The organism is Nesterenkonia sp. F (assembly GCF_000220985.1).
Lineage (GTDB): Bacteria > Actinomycetota > Actinomycetes > Actinomycetales > Micrococcaceae > Nesterenkonia.
This window is the reverse complement of sequence record NZ_AFRW01000135.1, coordinates 1-16,986: the sequence shown is the minus strand read 5'-3', so window position 1 is coordinate 16,986 and position 16,986 is coordinate 1. Positions and strand designations below refer to the sequence as shown.

Below are 16,986 nucleotides of genomic sequence, written 5' to 3'. Positions count from 1 at the left end.
CCGGAGTGGTGAAGTGCATGTTCCCCACGTAGGAGGTCACACAGGCCGCCCGCGCCCAGGAGGCGGCACAGGCGTAGGCCGTCTTGTCGATCCAGTCGACGACGGTTCCGCCGGCCACGGTGGACTCCTTGGAGGTGCCCTTGACCTCGCGGAAGGTGAGTTCGATCGTGCTGCGCCGCGCCATGCCCTAGACGCTAGCACCGATGCCCTCCCCCGAGGGATGACTCTGCGGAAGGTGTGGGAAAGACGCGGCATTCCCACACCTTCCGCAGAGTCATCCCGGCGGGAGCCGGCATCGGGAGCAGGCATGATGGGTGAGGACCGTCGTCGAGCCGCCGGCGCCGGCCCCTCCCGGCAGGCCCATCCCCGCAGACCCTCTGAGGACGTGACTCCGCGATGCAGACTCGATACGCCGTCGTCGGCGCCGGCCTGGCCGGCGCCTCCACCGCACGCCGCCTGGCCGCCGACGGCGAGGAGGTCACGCTGATCGAGCGCGGGCGCCCGGCCGATCCGCTGGGCAGCTCCCACGGCTCGGCCCGGATCCTGCGCTACGCCTATCCGGACCGACTCTCCGTCGAGCTGATGGCCGCCGCCCGCCCCGGCTGGGAGGAGCTCGAGGCACGCGGCGGACGACGCCTGCTCACCCCGACCGGCGCGCTGGACCACGGCGAGGTCCGCGACCCGCGGCAGCTGGCCGACGTGCTCGAGCAGGTCGGCGTCGAGCACGAGCTGCTCTCCGCCCGGCAGGCGGCCGCCCGCTGGCCGATGCACTCCTTCGACACCGAGGTGCTCTGGCATCCCGACGCCGCCGTGCTGGACGCCGAGTCCACGGTGGAGACGATGGTCGAGCTCGCCGTCGACGACGGCGCGCGGCTGCTCACCGGTCGGCAGGTCGAGCTGGTCGAGCGCGCCGGAAGCGGGTTCCGGCTGACCTCGGCCGACGGCGAGCGGATCGAGGCGGAGCGGGTGATCGTCTGCGCCGGCGGCTGGCTGCCGGCGCTGCTGCGCCGCCTGCCGGTGCCGTCGGGGTTCCTGCCCGCGCTGCACGGGATCACCGTCCGGCAGGAGCAGGCCTTCCACTTCCCGCACCGGCCCGAGCACCGGGAGCCGGACTCGCCCGAGGAGCAGCCCGGAACGCAGACCCGCTGGCCGACCTTCATCCATCAGTCCCCGGAGATGACCACCTACGGTCTGCCCGGCGGTCGGGACGCCGACTTCGCCGGCCAGAAGGTCGCCGAGTACGACGGCGGCCCGGTGATCGACTCGGCGGCCGCCCAGGATCGCCGCGTGGATCCGGAGAACCGCCGGCGCGTCGTCGACTTCGTCCGACGCCGTCTGCCCGGCGCCGAGCCGACGCCGTACGCCGAGACGACCTGCCTGTTCACCACCACCCCCGATGCGAACTTCCTGATGGACTCCTGGGACGGGCTGACGGTGATCTCGCCGTGCTCCGGCCACGGGGCGAAGTTCGCCCCGCTGATCGGCGAGATGGCGGCCGGACTGGCCGCCGGCGACGTCGCCCGGCATCGTCCGGTGCCCGAGGCGTTCCGCGCCGACCGGCGGATCGGCTGACCCGTCGCGGGCGGAATCACCCCGCCGACGCCTGGTGACCGGGGAGGAACCTGCTTAGGATGGGAGGACGCGGACCCGGCTCCCCGCCGGCACGGCCCGCTGCGGCCGCTGACCTGCGCCGAGAGGGGGCCGCAGCACAGCCGCAGCAGGACCCTCCGGCGGCACCGCGCCGGACGGGGACCGAGTCCGGACGACTCCGACCGCTCTGACCGCCGCGCGCCGGCGACCCGCCGACGCCCGTCGTCGCGACGACGCATCCCATCCCGCACTCCACGAGGTATCGATGCATCCTTTCGAGAATCCGTTCCGCCACAGCGCCGAGGCCCGTCGGCACGCTCTGCGCCACTTCCGCGCCGTCATCTTCGACATGGACGGCGTGGTCACCGACACCGCAGGCGTGCACGCCGATGCCTGGAAGGAGCTCTTCGACGCGGCCCTGGAGGAGGTCGCCGGCTCCCCGCAGCCGGAGTTCACCCAGCAGGACTACCTGGACCACGTCGACGGGCGGCCCCGCGAGGAGGGAGTGCGCGCGCTGCTGGCCGCCCGCGGCCTCGACGTCGCGGAGGGCACCGAGGAGGACGGACCCGACCGGCTGACGATCCGCGGACTGGCCGCCCGCAAGCAGGGATACTTCGAGAAGGTCATGGACCGCGACGGCGTGGAGGTCTTCGACACCACCGTCGACCTCATCCGCCAGCTCGGCGAGGACGGCGTCCCCACCGCCCTGGTGACCTCCTCGCGCAACGGCCGCACGGTGCTGCGCGCCGCCGGCCTGCTCGACGCGTTCACCGCGATCGTCGACGGCAGCGACGCCCTCGAGCTCGGCCTGCCCGGCAAGCCCGACCCGGCGATGTTCCTGCACGCCTCCACGCTGCTCGGCGTCGAGCCCGAGGACTCCATCGTCGTCGAGGACGCCGCCTCCGGCGTGCAGGCCGGCCACCGCGGCTCCTACGGCATGGTGGTGGGGCTCAACCGCGGCGACGACCCGCGACGTCTCAAGGACGCCGGCGCCGACGTCGTCGTCGCCGACCTGTCGGTGATGAACCTGGCCACGCGCACCACCCGCCCCGCCGACCCGGACTGGGTGCTGGCCTACGACCACTTCGATCCGAAGGACGAGCCGACCCGCGAGGCGCTCTGCGCGCTGGCCAACGGCTACTGGGGCACGCGCGGCAACTACCCGGGCACCTCGGCCGACGCCACCCACTACCCCGGCACCTACATCGCGGGGGTCTTCAACCGGCTGCACACCGACCTGATGGGCCGCACGGTCGAGACCGAGCACATGGTCAACATCCCCGACTGGACCTGCCTGCAGGTCACTCCGGAGGCCGGCTCGACGCTGCTCCCGGGCTCGCCCGAGCTCGTCGCCTACCGCCAGGAGCTGGACATGCGCCGCGGGCTGCTCACCCGCGTGGCCCGTTACCAGGACCTGCACGGCCGCAGGACCCGGGTGACCACCCGCCAGTTCCAGTCGATGGCCGGGACCCAGCTGGCCGCCATGGAGATGACGATCGAGGCGGAGAACTGGTCGGGCACCATCAACGTGCGCTCGATGATCGACGGGCGGGTCGCCAACCGCAACGTCGCCGCGGACCGCGAGCTGGCCGGCAACCACCTGGACCCGGTCGACTCCCGCGAGGTCGACGGCGAGACGGTGCTGCTGGAGACGATGACCAACCAGTCGCAGGTGCGCATCGCCCTGGCCACCCGCACTTCGGTGACCTCCGACGCCGCCGTCCCGCCGATGCGCCGCCCGGTCTCCGAGGGCGACCTGGTCGCCGGCCACGACATCTCGCTGCAGCTGGACGCCGGTACGCCGGTGACGCTGGAGAAGATCGCCTCGGTGGCCAACTCCCACGACCATGCGATCTCCACCGTCTGGCACGCCGCGGTCAAGCGGGTCCAGCGCGCCGACGACTTCCGCACCATGCTGACCTTCCACGAGGAGATGTGGGGAGTGCTCTGGCGCCGCTTCGCCGTCTCCATCGGCGCGGAGCCCTCCCGGCAGCAGATGGCGCTGAACCTGCACACCTTCCACGTGCTGCAGACCGCCTTCGGGGCCCGCCGCGAGCTCGACGCCGGCGTCGGCGCGCGCGGCCTCCACGGCGAGGGCTACCGCGGGCATCTCTTCTGGGACGAGATGTTCATCTATCCGATGCTGACTCTGCGGCGTCCGGAGATCACCCGCGGGCTGCTGATGTACCGCTATCGACGGCTCTCCGAGGCCCGCGCCATGGCCGCCGCCGACGGCCACGCCGGTGCGATGTACCCCTGGCAGGCCGGCTCCGACGGACGCGAGGAGACGCCCACCGAGCTGTGGAACCCGCGCAGCCAGATGTGGATGCCGGACAATTCGCACCGGCAGCGCCACGTCTCGCTGGCGATCGCCTACTCGGTGCTGCAGTACTTCGAGACCACGCAGGACTACACCTTCCTCGCCGACTACGGCGCGGAGATGCTGGTCGAGATCAGCCGCTTCTTCGTCTCGCTGACCAGCTACGACGACGCCGCCGACCGCTACGACATCGACGGCGTGATGGGACCGGACGAGTACCACGACGGCTATCCGGAGACGCCGGGATCGGGCGTGCGGGACAACGCCTACACCAATGTGCTGACCTCATGGATGCTGCGCCACACCGCCCGGCTGGTCCGGGAGCTCGACGGCCGCGACGACCCGCTCTCGGAGTGGCTGGACATCTTCGAGGACGAGCTCGACAGCTGGGAGCACATCAGCCGCCGGCTGCGCGTGCCCTTCCACGCCGACGGGGTGATCAGCCAGTTCGCCGGCTACGAGGACCTGCTGGAGTTCGACTGGGAGGGCTATAAGGCCCGGTACGGCAACATCGGCAGGCTCGATCTGATCCTGCAGGCCGAGGGCGACGCGACCAACCGGTACAAGCTCTCCAAGCAGGCCGACGTGCTGATGCTCTGCTACCTGTTCTCCACCGAGGAGCTGATCGAGGCCTTCGACCATCTGGGCTATTCGGTCTCGGTGACCGACGTCCGGGCGACGGTGCGCTACTATCTGGCCCGCTCCTCGCACGGTTCGACGCTGTCGCGGCTGGTGCACGGCTGGGTGGCGGCGAAGTTCGACCGCTCCAGCTCCTGGAACCTGTTCAAGGAGGCGCTGGAGGCCGACCTGTCCGACACCCAGGGCGGCACCACCCGGGAGGGCATCCACCTCGGGGCGATGGCCGGCACGGTGGACATGGTGCTGCGCTGCTACGCCGGAGTGGAGACCCGCGCCGACGCGCTCTGGCTGCACCCGCTGCTGCCCGACGAGCTGCCCGAGGTCACCTTCCGCATGCGGTACCGCAACCAGCCGATCGTCGTCCACGTCGACCACCGCGCGGTGACGCTGAACCTCTCCGGCGGGTCGGCGCAGCCCATCGACGTCAACGTCGAGGGCAAGCACAAGCTGCTCCACCCCGGCGAGATCTGGGTCGTGGAGCTGGAGCACTCCGCCCGCGCGCTGGCCGACTGAGCCGACGAGCCGCATCGAGTGGCCGCTGATGACGACGCCTGAGCCGGGATTCGCCGGAGTCGCCGCCGAGATCTCGTCACCAGCGGCCACTCGATGCGGCGAGCGAGCCCCGGGTCCCGCATCCCACGCGACGAGGGCGCGGAACGCCTCGACTTCCAATTCACTCGAAAATCGAGTGGAATGGGCGCGTGAGTGATTCCCCGCGCTCCGGCGACCCGGAGACGGCCGGCTCGAGCCCGACCGCCACGAGCCCGACAGCCGCGAACCGGGCCGATACGAACCCGGCCGGCCGTACCGCGGCCCTCGCCGCCCTGGAAGCCGTCCAGGTGCTCGACGACGCCCTGGACCGGACGCACCACCGACTGAAGTCCGCAGTCGAGATGAACGCCTCCGACGTCAGCACGCTCCGCATGCTCGTGATCCGCGAGCGGCAGGGCACCAGGACCACTCCGCAGGACATCGCCGAGCATCTGCGCCTCAGCACCGCGACGGTGACGACGCTGCTGGATCGCCTCGCCGCGGCCGGCCACGTGCGTCGGACTCCGCACCCCGCCGACCGCCGGTCGCGGATCGTGGAGCTGACCGATCTGGCGCGGAGCACCTTCCTCCGCCACTTCGGCGGTGAGCTCCGGGCGATGCGCGAGGTCATCGAGGCCCGGGACGACCAGGAGCTCGCGGTCATCACGGCCTTCCTCGGCGACATCGCCGCGGCCGTGGCAGATCCGGAGGACCCGACGCGACGGACGCACCAGACATCGACGGAGGAGGACGCATGAGCGCCACGAACCACGACGCACGCACCCGGACGGCCCGACGCGTGCTGCTGCCGATCCTGGTGGTGCTCGGCTGGCTGGCCTGGACGGGGGCGGGCGGCACGACGTTCGGCGCGCTCTCCGACGTCACCAGCAACGACCAGGCGACCTTCCTGCCCGCCGACGCGGAGTCCACGCGCGCCGCCGAGCTGCAGCAGCAGTTCGCGGACTCCGACGCCGTGCCGGCGACCGTGGTGGCCGAGCGGGTCTCCGGGAGCTCCGACGGCCTGGGGACGTCGGCCCTGGCCGACGCCGACGACGCCGCCGAAGCGCTGGGCGCGATGCCGGGAGTCACCGAGGTGGCCGGCCCCGTCCCCTCGGAGGACGGCGAGGCCGTGCAGCTCACCGTGCTGCTGACCGAGCAGGCCGCCGACGAGGGCGCCGTGCAGGACCTGCGCGCCGTCGCCTCCGACCACTTCGAGTCCTCCGCATGGACCTCCCACGTGACCGGCCCGGCGGCCCTCTCGGCCGACCTGTCCTCGGCGTTCGCCGGGATCGACGGCATGCTGCTGCTGGTCGCCGTCGTCGCGGTCTTCGTCATCCTCATCCTGGTGTACCGCTCGCCGCTGCTGCCGCTGCTGGTGCTGCTCTCCGCCGTCGGCGCGCTGTGCGCCGCGGTGACGGTGGTGCACCAGATGGCCCTGCAGGGCTGGATCGAGCTCAACGGCCAGGTGCAGGGAATCCTGTCGATCCTCGTCATCGGCGCCGCCACCGACTATGCGCTGCTCCTGGTCGCCCGCCACCGGGAGGAGCTGCGGCACACCGCCGATCGCCATGCGGCGCTGCGCACTGCCCTGCGACGCTCGACGCCGCCGATCCTCGCCTCCGGAGGGACCGTCGCGCTGGCCCTGCTGTGCCTGCTGCTGTCGGACCTGAACTCCAATCGGGCCCTCGGTCCGGTGGCCGCCGCGGGCATCGTCTTCGCCATGGCCTCGGCCCTGACGTTCCTCCCGGCTCTGTTGTCCCTGACGGGCCGGAGCATCTTCTGGCCGCGCATCCCCCGCTCCTCCGACGCCGCCGCGGAGAGCGCGGACGAGCACCGCCGCGCCGGCCTGTGGGCGCGGACCGCCGGATGGGTGCGCGCCCGCCCGCGTCCGATCTGGGCCGTCGTGCTGCTGGTCCTGATCGCCGGCGCGGCCGGCGTGACGCAGCTGCGCGCCGACGGGGTGGAGCAGTCCGAGGTGGTGCTGACCGAGACCGACACGAAGGCCGGGCAGGCCATGCTGGCCGACCACTTCGACGCCGGGACCGGAGCGCCGACGAGCATCTTCGCCCCCGCCGACGACGCCGACGCCGCCCTGGAGGCGGTCCGGGGAGTCGACGGCGTCGCCGCGGCGCAGGTCGTCGCCGAGGACGGAGCGCCGGCGCAGGAGACCGCGCAGGCCCGCGTGGTCGACGACCAGGTGCAGATCTCGGCCACGCTGGAGGATCCGACGGACTCCCCCGCCGCCGAGGCGACCGTCGAACGCCTGCGAGACCAGCTCGACGCCGTCGACGAGGAGGCGCTGGTGGGCGGGACGACCGCCACGCAGCTGGACACCAACGCCACCGCCCAGCGCGATCTGACGGTGATCATCCCGGCGGTGCTGATCGCCGTCGCGGCGATCCTGGTGGTGCTGCTGCGCTCGCTCGTGGCCCCGCTGCTGCTGGTGGCCGCGACCACGCTCTCCTTCCTGACCGCCCTGGGCGTCTCCGCGCTGGTGTTCAACCACGTCTTCGACTTCCCGGGAGCCGACCCCACAGTTCCGCTGTACGGCTTCATGTTCCTGGTGGCGCTGGGAGTGGACTACACGGTGTTCCTGATGACCCGCGCCCGCGAGGAGACCCCGCTCCGCGGCCCGCGCGAGGGCCTGCTCCATGCTCTGGTGGTCACCGGCGGCGTGATCACCTCCGCCGGCATCGTGCTCGCGGCGACCTTCGCCGCGCTCGGCGTGCTGCCGCTGATGTTCATGGTGCAGCTGGCGTTCCTGGTGCCCCTCGGCGTGCTGCTGGACACCTTCGTCGTCCGGACGCTGCTGGTGCCGGCGCTCGGGGTCGACCTCGGCGGGCGCCTGTGGTGGCCCTCGCGGATCGGCCGGACGACGGGCACGGAGCTCAGCCCACGAGGGCGCGCAGAGCCACGTAGAGCACGGAAGGCCCCAGCAGGCAGCCCACCCCGGTGAAGAAGGTCGCGGTCATCGCGCCGTAGGGCACCAGCCGCTCGTCGGTGGCGGCCAGTCCCCCGGCGACGCCGGAGGTGGTGCCCATCAGCCCGCCGAAGGCCATGGCCGCCTTCGGGTTGTTCAGCCGGATCAGCGGGGCGATCATCGGGGTCGCGACCATCACCACCACTGATTTCACCAGGCCGGCCGCCACCGAGAGCGCGATGACGTCCGAGCTCGCGCCCACGGCGGTGCCGGTGACCGGACCGACGATGTAGGTCGCCGCACCGGCGCCGATGGTCGCCATCGACTCGGCGTCGGTGTAGCCGAAGGCCGCGGCCACGACGGCCCCGACGACGAACGAGACCAGCACACCGAGCACGATCGACAGCACGCCGGTCGCCCCGCTGCGGCGGATCACGCTGAGATCCACCCCGTAGGCGGTGGAGACGATGGCGAAGTCGCGCAGCATCGATCCGCCGAGGATGCCGAGGCCGCCGAAGATCGCGAGATCGGCCAGTCCGTCCTCGCCGCCGGTGGTCGCCCCGCCCAGCCGGCGAGCGCCAGACCGAGGATGATCGCGATGGCCGAGCCGTGGAGCCGGCCGCGGGTCAGGCGCCGCGACATCCAGCCGGAGACGAGCATCAGCACGCCGACGGCGGCGAAGGCGACCAGCAGGTCGTTGTCCTCCAGCACTGAAGCGATGATGTCCATCTCAGGCCTCCTTCGTCCGGGCGGATCCGGCCAGTCGGGCGTCGTCGTCCTCCTCGCGCGGCGGCAGCGGGTCCGCCGGCGGGCCGATGCGCGCGAGCACCGGCACCAGCGCGGCGGCCGCGGCCAGGGCGGCGAGTCCGGCGACGATCGCCATCGGACCGCCGGTCAGCGCCTCGGCGACGTTCTGCGTCGAGGCCATCGCGACCACGATCGGGATGTACATCGAGCTCCAGAACATCACCCCGCGCTCCGAGGATTCGGGGAAGAGCCCCCGGCGCCTCAGCCGGTCGGTGACCAGCACCAGCAGGATCATCGCGAAGCCCACTCCGCCGACGTTCGCGTCGACTCCGACGGCGATGCCCAGCGCCTCGCCGATCAGTTCGCCGATCAGCAGGCACAGCGCCAGCGCCGCCACTCCGTACACCACCATGGGTCAATCTCCTGGGTCGTCGTCGCGGGGCCGGCGGCCCCTGTCATGCAGTCGCCCCTCCGGAGGGGCCTCCCCGGCATCGACTGGCGGCTCCCAGCGGCATCTCCCCTCGCGACACGGCGTGCCAGCGGGCAGATCCTGCGCGGAGCCGCCACTCGATGCGGGGCGGGTCCGCCTCAGACGCCGGCGCCGGTGAACAGCTCGGCGTAGCGGCTCCGCAGCTCGGCCTTCTGCACCTTCCCCATCACGTTGCGCGGCAGCGCCTCGACCACGCGCACCGCCCGCGGCTGCTTGAACCGGGCCAGCAGCCCCTCCAGGGCGCCGACCACGCTCCCTTCCGTCGGGCTCCCGCCCTCGGCGGGCACGACGACGGCGACGACGGTCTCGCCGAAGTCCGGATGCGGCACCCCGATCACGGCCGACTCGGCGACGTCGGGCTGTGCGTCGATCAGCTCCTCGATCTCCTTGGGATAGACGTTGTAGCCGCCGGAGATGACCATGTCCTTGTCCCGGCCGACGATGCACAGATATCCCTGCTCGTCGATGAGTCCGAGGTCGCCGGTGATGAAGAAGCCGTCCTCGCGGAACTCCGCGGCAGTCTTCTCCGGCATGCGCCAGTAGCCGGCGAAGACGTTGGGGCCGCGGACCTCGACGATCCCGACCTCGCCGTCGGGGACGATCTCGCCACTCTCCCGGTCGGCGACGCGGATCTCCACCCCAGGGAAGGACTTCCCGACGGTGCCGGGCCGCCGGGCGCCGTCGTAGGGGTTCGTGGTGTTCATCCCGGTCTCGGTCATCCCGTAGCGCTCGAGGATGGCATGGCCGGTGCGGGCCTCGAAGGCCTCATGGTCGGCGGCGAGCAGCGGCGCCGAGCCGGAGACGAACAGCCGCATCGAGGCGCAGACCTCGGCGGTCAGCCGCTCGTCGGCGAGCAGCCGGGTGTAGAAGGTCGGCACCCCCATCAGCACCGTCGCCGAGGGCAGCCGGTCGAGGATCGCGTCGCGGTCGAAGCCCGGGATCCAGTCCATCGATGCCCCGGCGACGAGCGTCATGTTCGCCGCGACGAAGAGTCCATGGATGTGGAAGATCGGCAGCGCGTGGATCAGCCGGTCCTCGGAGGTGAACCGCCAGGCCTCCAGCAGCGCCGCGCAGTTCGACGCCAGATTGGCGTGGGTGAGCACCGCGCCCTTGGAGCGACCGGTGGTCCCGGAGGTGTAGAGGATCGCGGCGGGGTCGTCCTCGGCGACCTCGACCGAGACGTCGCTGGTCTCCTCTCCGACCAGCAGGCTGCCCCCGCCGGCGGCATCGAGGGTCGCGACGACGGAGCCCGACTCCTCCGCCGTCCGCTCGGCATGCTCCGCGGCCCGGTCCGGGGCGCAGACCACCACCCGCGGCTCGGCGTCGTCGAGGAAGTAGTCCATCTCCGCGCCGGTGTAGGCGGTGTTCAGCGGCAGGTAGACCCCGCCGACGCGCAGCGTGGCCAGGTACAGCGCCAGCGCCTCCGGCGACTTGGGCACCTGGGCGGCGACCCGGTCGCCGCGCTCGACGCCGTCGGCCAGCAGCCGAGCGGCGATCCGGCGGACCGTGTGCTCGAAGGATCCGTAGCTGATCTCCTCGCCGTCGGACAGGTGGAACAGCGCCTTCTCCGGGCGCCGGGCGGCCTGCTCGTCGAAGGAACGGTGGATCGGGGTGACGGTCGCGGCCATGGCGGCGGATCCTCTCGTGTCGTGGTCAGTGTCGGGTGCCGCACCGGCGGGGCGGTCGGCCTGCTCGAGCAGCGGGCCGTCGACGGCGACGGTGCGCCGGCGGGCGAAGTCCTCATGGCGACGTTCCAGCGCCGCGGGGTCGTAGCGGTAGGTGATCATCGCGCCGTAGGACTGCTCGAGGCCCGACGCCGAGCGGTCGGCCGGCCAGTGCAGCTGCCAGGCGGCCGCGCCGTTTCCCAGGTGGAAGCGGGCGACCGGATCCACCGGCCGGCCGTCGTCGCGGCGCTCCTCGGTGACGTAGCGGGCCAGCACCGGCAGCAGCCGCTCGCGCAGCGCGGCGGTCTCCTCGGACTCCTCCGCCTCCTCCGGCTCGTCGCCTCCGTCAGGTCCGGCGGACGGGTCGGCCGTCGTGCCGGATCCGCCCAGATCGATGGCCAGCCGCAGCAGCTCGGGATCCTCCCGGCCCTCCAACCAGCGGCGGAAGCCGGGGATCGGCGAGAGGGTGACGAAATGCGCCAGATGGGGCAGCTGCTGGCCGACCTCCTCGATGACCTGCTTGATCAGCAGGCTGCCGAAGGAGATCCCGGCCAGTCCGGCCATCGCGGTGTTGATCGAGTACAGCGCCGCGGTGTCGGCCTTCGACGGACTCAGCGCCGGCCCCGGCTCCAGCAGCGGACCGACGTCGCGCGGGATGCCCCGCACCAGGGCGACCTCGACGAAGATCAGCGGCACCTCGCCGGTGGCGGGATGGAAGAAGGCGAAGCAGCGCCGATCCTTCGGCTGCAGCCGGCGGCGCAGCTCCGTCCGGTCGGCCATCGGATGGACCTTCTCGCTGCGCAGCAGATGCTGGTGCAGCTCCCGGGGCGAGTCCCAGGTGATCTCCTCCATGCGCAGGAAGCCGCGATTGAACCAGGAGACCAGCAGATGGTGGAAGTCGTGGTCCAGCGGGCGCAGCTGCGGATGCTCGCGCATCAGCCGGAGCAGGTCCGCGCGCATCTCCACCAGCGCCGTCGTGGCGTGCGGGGCGTGGTTCAGCCGGCGCAGCAGCTGCTGACGGGACGGCTCGACGGCCTCGAAGAGGCGCGGCAGGGCCCGCCGGCGCTCCTCGGATCCGGCGGCCTCCCACTGCTGGTACGCCGCGCGCACCGCCGTCGGATCGACGTCGTAGGCCTCGAGAAGGTGGGTGAAGAACTCCTCCTTCGCCATGTCGTCGAGCTGGCGGTAGGACTCCAGGGCTCGAGCGGCCACGGCGCGCCGCGAGGCTTCGCCGACCTCGCCCATCAGCGCCTCGCAGGCGGCGAGCAGCTCGTCCAGCGGCTCCGGCCCCTCCGGGCGCGGCTCCGCCTCGCCGCCGCGGCGCCGCCGCAGGATGCGGAAGACGTCGGCCAGCAGCCAGCCGTCCTGTCGTGCCATCGTTCCTCCTCATGCGACGCGGCGATCGGCGTCGCCGGGTCATGTACATCAGATACCGTGATGTATATAACAACGCACTGTACCGCACCGCAGGTGATGCGCGCCACATCGCGGAGCAGGCGGTGCGCTCGACTACGCTGAGCCTCGGAGGTGGACATGGCACGGATCCCGGAGTCGCAGCGCGTCCGCGACGCGCTGGAGAACGCGATCGTCGACGGGCGGCACCGCCCCGGCGACCGCCTGGACCCGACCCGGCTCGAGGAGGAGTTCGGCTGCTCGCGGACCCCGGTGCGCGAGGCGCTGCAGGCCCTGGAGCGCTCGGGGCTCGTCCAGATCCGCCCCAAGCAGGGCACCTACGTCACCGAGCTGGGGCTCTCCGAGCTCGCCGAACGTTTCGAGGTCATGGCCGAGCTGGAGGGCATGGCCGCCCGCCTGGCCGCGCGCCGCATCGGGATCGCGGAGCTCGCCGCCCTCGACGAGGCGGTGGCCGAATGCGCCCGGCACGCCGACGCCGGAGACGCCGACGGCTACTACTACGCCAACGCCCGCTTCCACGCCACGCTCTACGACTCCTGCGGCAACGAGTACCTGAGCCGGCAGGTCCACCAGCTCAAGCGCACCCTGCAGCCTTACCGGCGACTGCAGCTGCGCGTGCCGGACCGGATGCGCCGCTCGCTGGCCGAACACCGCACCATCGCCGCCGCCGTGCGCGCCGGCGACGCCGGCACGGCCGAGGACGCCGCCCGCGAACACGTGCTGGTCCAGGTCACCGAATTCAGCCAGCTGGTGACCACCTGGCGCGCGGTCCGCTCACCGGCCTCGGCGGAGTGACCCGACCCCATGCCGCCCGCCCATACCGCTGGTGCGCGACGACCGGATAGGGTCGAGGACGACCCGGCACCGACCCGGAAGGCAGGACGCATGGCGGAACCCCGCTCGCTGCGACGCACGCTGGAGTCCCTCGACGGACGCGGCTACGCCTCCTATAAACAGCTGCGCGGCCGGCACGACCTCGGTCCGGCCGGACTGGCCGTCGACCACGTGCAGGTCGACCCCTACGCCCCGCCGTCGCTGATGCGCCTGCTGGTCCCCCGCGAGGCCGCCGACCTGCCGGCCGACCTGGTCGACACCGCCGCCGGACGCATCGCCGTCGCCGACTTCCTCAGCCGCCGGGCCGCCGAGGCCGCCCGCCGGCACGGCCCCGACGGTCGCGGCGCCGGCGAGGTGAGCATCAACCGACCCGGCCAGGAGGTGCTCGAACGCACCAGCGTGGTCATCGGCGAGACCCACGTCGAGGCCCGGCTGCATGTGGCGCTGCCGGCCGCCGGCCGCCGCATCCGCGGCCGCGACGCCGCCCGGCTGCTCACCGAGGTGCTGCCGCGCCTCGCCGAGGAGGCTCTGCACCACGACGCCCTCGACGCCGAGGCGCTGCGCGCCCACGTGACCCTGCACCGCGACCAGCTGCACCTGCGCGGGCAGCTCGCCGAGGCCGGACTGGTCGCCGTCGTCGGCGACGGGGCGATCCTGCCGCGCCGCTCCGGCGACTCGGATCTTCCGATGGACTCCGCCGACGCGGTACCCTTTAGCTCCCCGGAGTCGCTGCGGGTGACCTTCGAGCTGCCCAGCGGGACCACGGTGACCGGCATGGGCATCCCGGAGGGCGTGACGGTGATCGTCGGCGGCGGCTACCACGGCAAGTCCACGCTGCTGCGCGCCGTCGAGCGCGGCATCCACCCGCATATCGCCGGCGACGGCCGCGAATGGGTGATCACCCGGGACGATGCGACCGCGATCCGCGCCGAGGACGGCCGCGCCGTGACCGGAGTGGACATCTCGCCGTTCATCGGCGACCTGCCCTCGGGCAGCGACACCCGCGACTTCTCCACGACCAACGCCAGCGGCTCGACCTCGCAGGCGGCCGGGCTGGCCGAAGCGGTCGAGGCCGGCGCGGAGACGCTGCTCATCGACGAGGACACCTCGGCGACGAACTTCATGATCCGCGACGAGCGCATGCGCGCGCTGATCCCCGCCGACCGCGAGCCGATCACCCCCTTCGTCGACCGCATCCGCCCGCTCCACGCCGAGCGCGGGGTCTCCACCGTGCTGGTGGCCGGCGGCTCGAGCGCCTTCTTCGACGTCGCCGACCAGGTCATCGCCCTGGACTCCTACCTCGCCCGAGACGCCACCGCCGAGGCCCGCGCGCTGGCCGAGCACCCCGAGGGTCCGACGACGAGCGGCCCGGTGTTCGCCGGCGAGCGTCGCCGCGTGCCGCAGCCGTCCTCGCTGCGCCCGGGCCGCGGCAAGCCGGCCAAGGCCCGCGGGCGCACGGCGATCCAGCAGGACCGAGCGACTGTCGACCTCGCGGCGGTCTCCCAGCTGGTGGACCCGGCGCAGACCGCCGCGCTGGCCCATGCGCTGGACCGGCTGGACGAGATGGCCGACGGCCGCCGCGACGTCGTCGAGCTGATCGAGGCGCTCTGCGCGCAGATCGACGCCGAGGGGCTGGATGCGCTGTCTCCGCATCGCGGGCACCCCGGCGCGATGGCGCGGCCGCGGCGCCAGGAGATCCACGCGGCGCTGAACCGCCACCGCGGCCTGCGGCTGAACTGACCTCGCCCACCACCCGCTGTTCCCGACACTCCAGGAGGAGAGATGAGCTTCACCTCGCACGACGGACTGACCCTGCCCGACGTCGGATTCGGCACCTATAAGCTCACCGGCCACGCCGGCGCGCAGACCATGGCCGAGGCGCTCGACGGCGGCTACCGGCTGCTGGACTCGGCGTTCAATTATGAGAACGAGGGCGCGGTCGGCGAGGCCGTGCGCCGCGCCGGCGTGCCCCGCGAGGAGGTCGTGGTGACGTCCAAGCTGCCCGGCCGTCACCATGCGCACGCCAAGGCGGTGCCGGCGATCGAGGAGTCGGTGCTGCGCACCGGGCTGGACCACCTGGACCTGGTCCTCATCCACTGGCCGAACCCCTCCCAGGACCTCTACGTCGAGGCCTGGCAGGCGCTCACCGAGGCCCGCGAGCGGGGCCTGGTCCGGGCGATCGGCGTCTCCAACTTCCTGCCCGAGCACATCGACCGGCTCATCGCCGAGACGGGCGTGACCCCGGCGGTGAACCAGATCGAGATGCACCCCTACTTCCCGCAGGCCGAGCAGCGCGCCTACGACGCCGAGCACGGCATCATCACCGAGGCCTGGAGCCCGCTGGGCCGGGCCAACGAGATGCTGCAGGACCCGGTGCTGGTGCGCATCGCCGAGGCCCACGACGTCGGCGTCGGGGAGGTCATCCTGTCCTGGCACGTGCGCCTCGGCGCGCTTCCGCTGCCGAAGGCCTCCTCCGCCGAGCGGCGGCGGAAGAACCTCGAGGCGCCGCAGGTGGCGCTGAGCGACGAGGAGATCACCGAGATCAGCGGCCTCGCCCGCCCCGACGGCCGGACGAACGACCAGGACCCGGCGGTCTACGAGGAGTTCTGAGGGCGCCCCGCGACCCGAGCCCCGCCGCTGGACTCCGTGCTGGCGCCCGTGATTGTCTCGGACCAGGGCGGCACAGGCTCCGACCGGAACGTGCCATGACCGCCGTCACACCGAAAGAACCGAGGAGGTTCCCTCGATGCATCTCGCTCCGCTGAAGCCGCTGTACGAGAAGACCGCGCCGTACTCCACGATCTATCTGGAGGCCCGGTCGCCGGCCGAGGACGCCGATCACCAGGTCCGGCTCCGCTGGGACGACCTGCGCGGACGGCTGGCGGATCAGGGCGCGCCCGAGGCCGCCCTGGACGCCATGCAGCAGGCGCTGCTGGGCGACGGCGACGACCTCACCGAGGTCCACACCGACGGGCGCGTGCTGGTCGCCGACGCCGAGTCGGTGCTCCTCGACGAGGCCTGGGACGCGGCGCTGGGCGACGGCGACGCCGCGCACGTCTCCCAGGTGCCCGAGCTGGGCGCCTACGTCCGCGAGCGTGCCACCTCGGCGCGACTGCTGGTCGTCATCGCCGACCAGGAGGAGGCCACGGTGCGCCGCACGCTGGTCTCCGAGGGCCTCCACACCGACGCCGAGGCCGAGGTGGACGTCGAGGGCCCGGGCCGCGGCTCGGTGCACAAGCCGCGCGAGGGCGCCTTCTCCCACCTGGAGATCCAGCGCCGTGCCGATGAGGTGGTCAAGCAGAACGCCCGCGGCATCGCCGAGCGGGTGGACCGCCTGGCGCGCCGGTGGAAGCCCGACGCCGTGGTGCTGGCCGGCGAGATCCAGGGACGCACGGCGCTGAGCGACGAGCTGCCGACCGCGCTGGCGGAGATCACCCACGTCGCCGAGCACGGCGGCACCCAGGACTCCGGCGCGGAGGAGGCCCTGGCCCAGGACCTCCGCGAGATCGTCGCCGGCCTCAGCGCCGAGGACGCCCAGGACTGGACCGGGAAGTTCGAGGAGGCGAAGGCGCACGGCCGTGCTGCCGAGGGCGTGGACGCCGTGCGCCTGGCCGCGGAGATGGGAGCGGTCGACACGCTCCTGCTCTCCCGGGACGGCGTGGTCGACGGGGAGGGCCCGGCCCTCGCCGCCTCCGCCCGCGTGGACGCCGACGCCGCCGTCGCCGAGAAGGAGCTGCCCGGCGGCATCGCCGCGATCCTGCGCTTCGAGGCCCCGGAGAGGTCGCCCGGGCCTGATGGCCCTCACCCGCATCGAGTGGCGGCTCCGAGCGGCTTCTGG

At 72.6% G+C, this 16,986-nt stretch carries 10 protein-coding genes and 2 pseudogenes; 8 read left to right on the top strand and 4 right to left on the bottom strand.

Going from position 1 to position 16,986, the window contains the following annotated elements:
• A pseudogene (locus GU5_RS0112715) lies at nt 1-184 on the bottom strand (acyl-CoA thioesterase); the annotation flags it as partial.
• Between the two features lie 212 nt (nt 185-396).
• Here GU5_RS0112715 and GU5_RS0112710 point away from each other — a divergent pair.
• From GU5_RS0112710 to GU5_RS0112695, 4 genes are all read left to right on the top strand, one after another.
• A complete protein-coding gene (locus GU5_RS0112710) occupies nt 397-1,572 on the top strand; it encodes an FAD-dependent oxidoreductase (protein ID WP_010525952.1) in 1,176 nt (391 codons plus the stop codon).
• Nucleotides 1,573-1,855: 283 nt separating this feature from the next.
• Complete coding sequence (locus GU5_RS0112705) at nt 1,856-5,062, top strand: beta-phosphoglucomutase family hydrolase (protein ID WP_010525951.1); 3,207 nt, start codon at nt 1,856-1,858, stop codon at nt 5,060-5,062.
• Nucleotides 5,063-5,250: 188 nt separating this feature from the next.
• The gene (locus GU5_RS15655; protein ID WP_010525950.1) at nt 5,251-5,838 is read left to right on the top strand and encodes a MarR family winged helix-turn-helix transcriptional regulator; all 588 of its coding nucleotides are present in this window, start codon (nt 5,251-5,253) and stop codon (nt 5,836-5,838) included.
• Nucleotides 5,835-8,036, top strand: a complete 2,202-nt coding sequence (locus GU5_RS0112695; RefSeq protein WP_010525949.1) for an MMPL family transporter — start codon at nt 5,835-5,837, stop codon at nt 8,034-8,036. The genes GU5_RS15655 and GU5_RS0112695 overlap by 4 nt, the downstream gene beginning before the upstream one ends.
• Here GU5_RS0112695 and madM read toward each other — a convergent pair.
• The 3 genes and pseudogenes from madM to GU5_RS16900 form a co-directional block, all read right to left on the bottom strand.
• A pseudogene (madM, locus tag GU5_RS16075) lies at nt 7,969-8,660 on the bottom strand (malonate transporter subunit MadM). The gene GU5_RS0112695 and the pseudogene madM sit on opposite strands and share 68 nt — an antisense overlap.
• Nucleotides 8,661-8,730: 70 nt before the next feature.
• Nucleotides 8,731-9,159, bottom strand: a complete 429-nt coding sequence (madL, locus tag GU5_RS0112685) for a malonate transporter subunit MadL (protein WP_010525947.1) — start codon at nt 9,157-9,159, stop codon at nt 8,731-8,733.
• Between the two features lie 176 nt (nt 9,160-9,335).
• On the bottom strand, nt 9,336-12,278 hold the full coding sequence (locus GU5_RS16900) for an AMP-binding protein (protein ID WP_010525946.1): 2,943 nt from the start codon (nt 12,276-12,278) through the stop codon (nt 9,336-9,338).
• 156 nt (nt 12,279-12,434) lie between these two features.
• Between GU5_RS16900 and GU5_RS0112675 the strand changes: the two genes are divergently transcribed.
• From GU5_RS0112675 to GU5_RS15640, 4 genes are all read left to right on the top strand, one after another.
• Nucleotides 12,435-13,109: a GntR family transcriptional regulator gene (locus tag GU5_RS0112675; RefSeq protein ID WP_010525945.1), complete on the top strand. Its 675-nt coding sequence runs from the start codon at nt 12,435-12,437 to the stop codon at nt 13,107-13,109.
• 90 nt (nt 13,110-13,199) lie between these two features.
• Nucleotides 13,200-14,888 (top strand): ABC-ATPase domain-containing protein, encoded by a 1,689-nt coding sequence (locus GU5_RS0112670; RefSeq protein ID WP_010525944.1) that lies wholly within the window; start codon nt 13,200-13,202, stop codon nt 14,886-14,888.
• Between the two features lie 42 nt (nt 14,889-14,930).
• Complete coding sequence (locus tag GU5_RS0112665) at nt 14,931-15,758, top strand: aldo/keto reductase (protein WP_010525943.1); 828 nt, start codon at nt 14,931-14,933, stop codon at nt 15,756-15,758.
• 136 nt (nt 15,759-15,894) lie between these two features.
• The coding region (locus GU5_RS15640) for a hypothetical protein (protein WP_010525942.1) at nt 15,895-16,986 on the top strand (1,092 nt) is incomplete at its 3' end.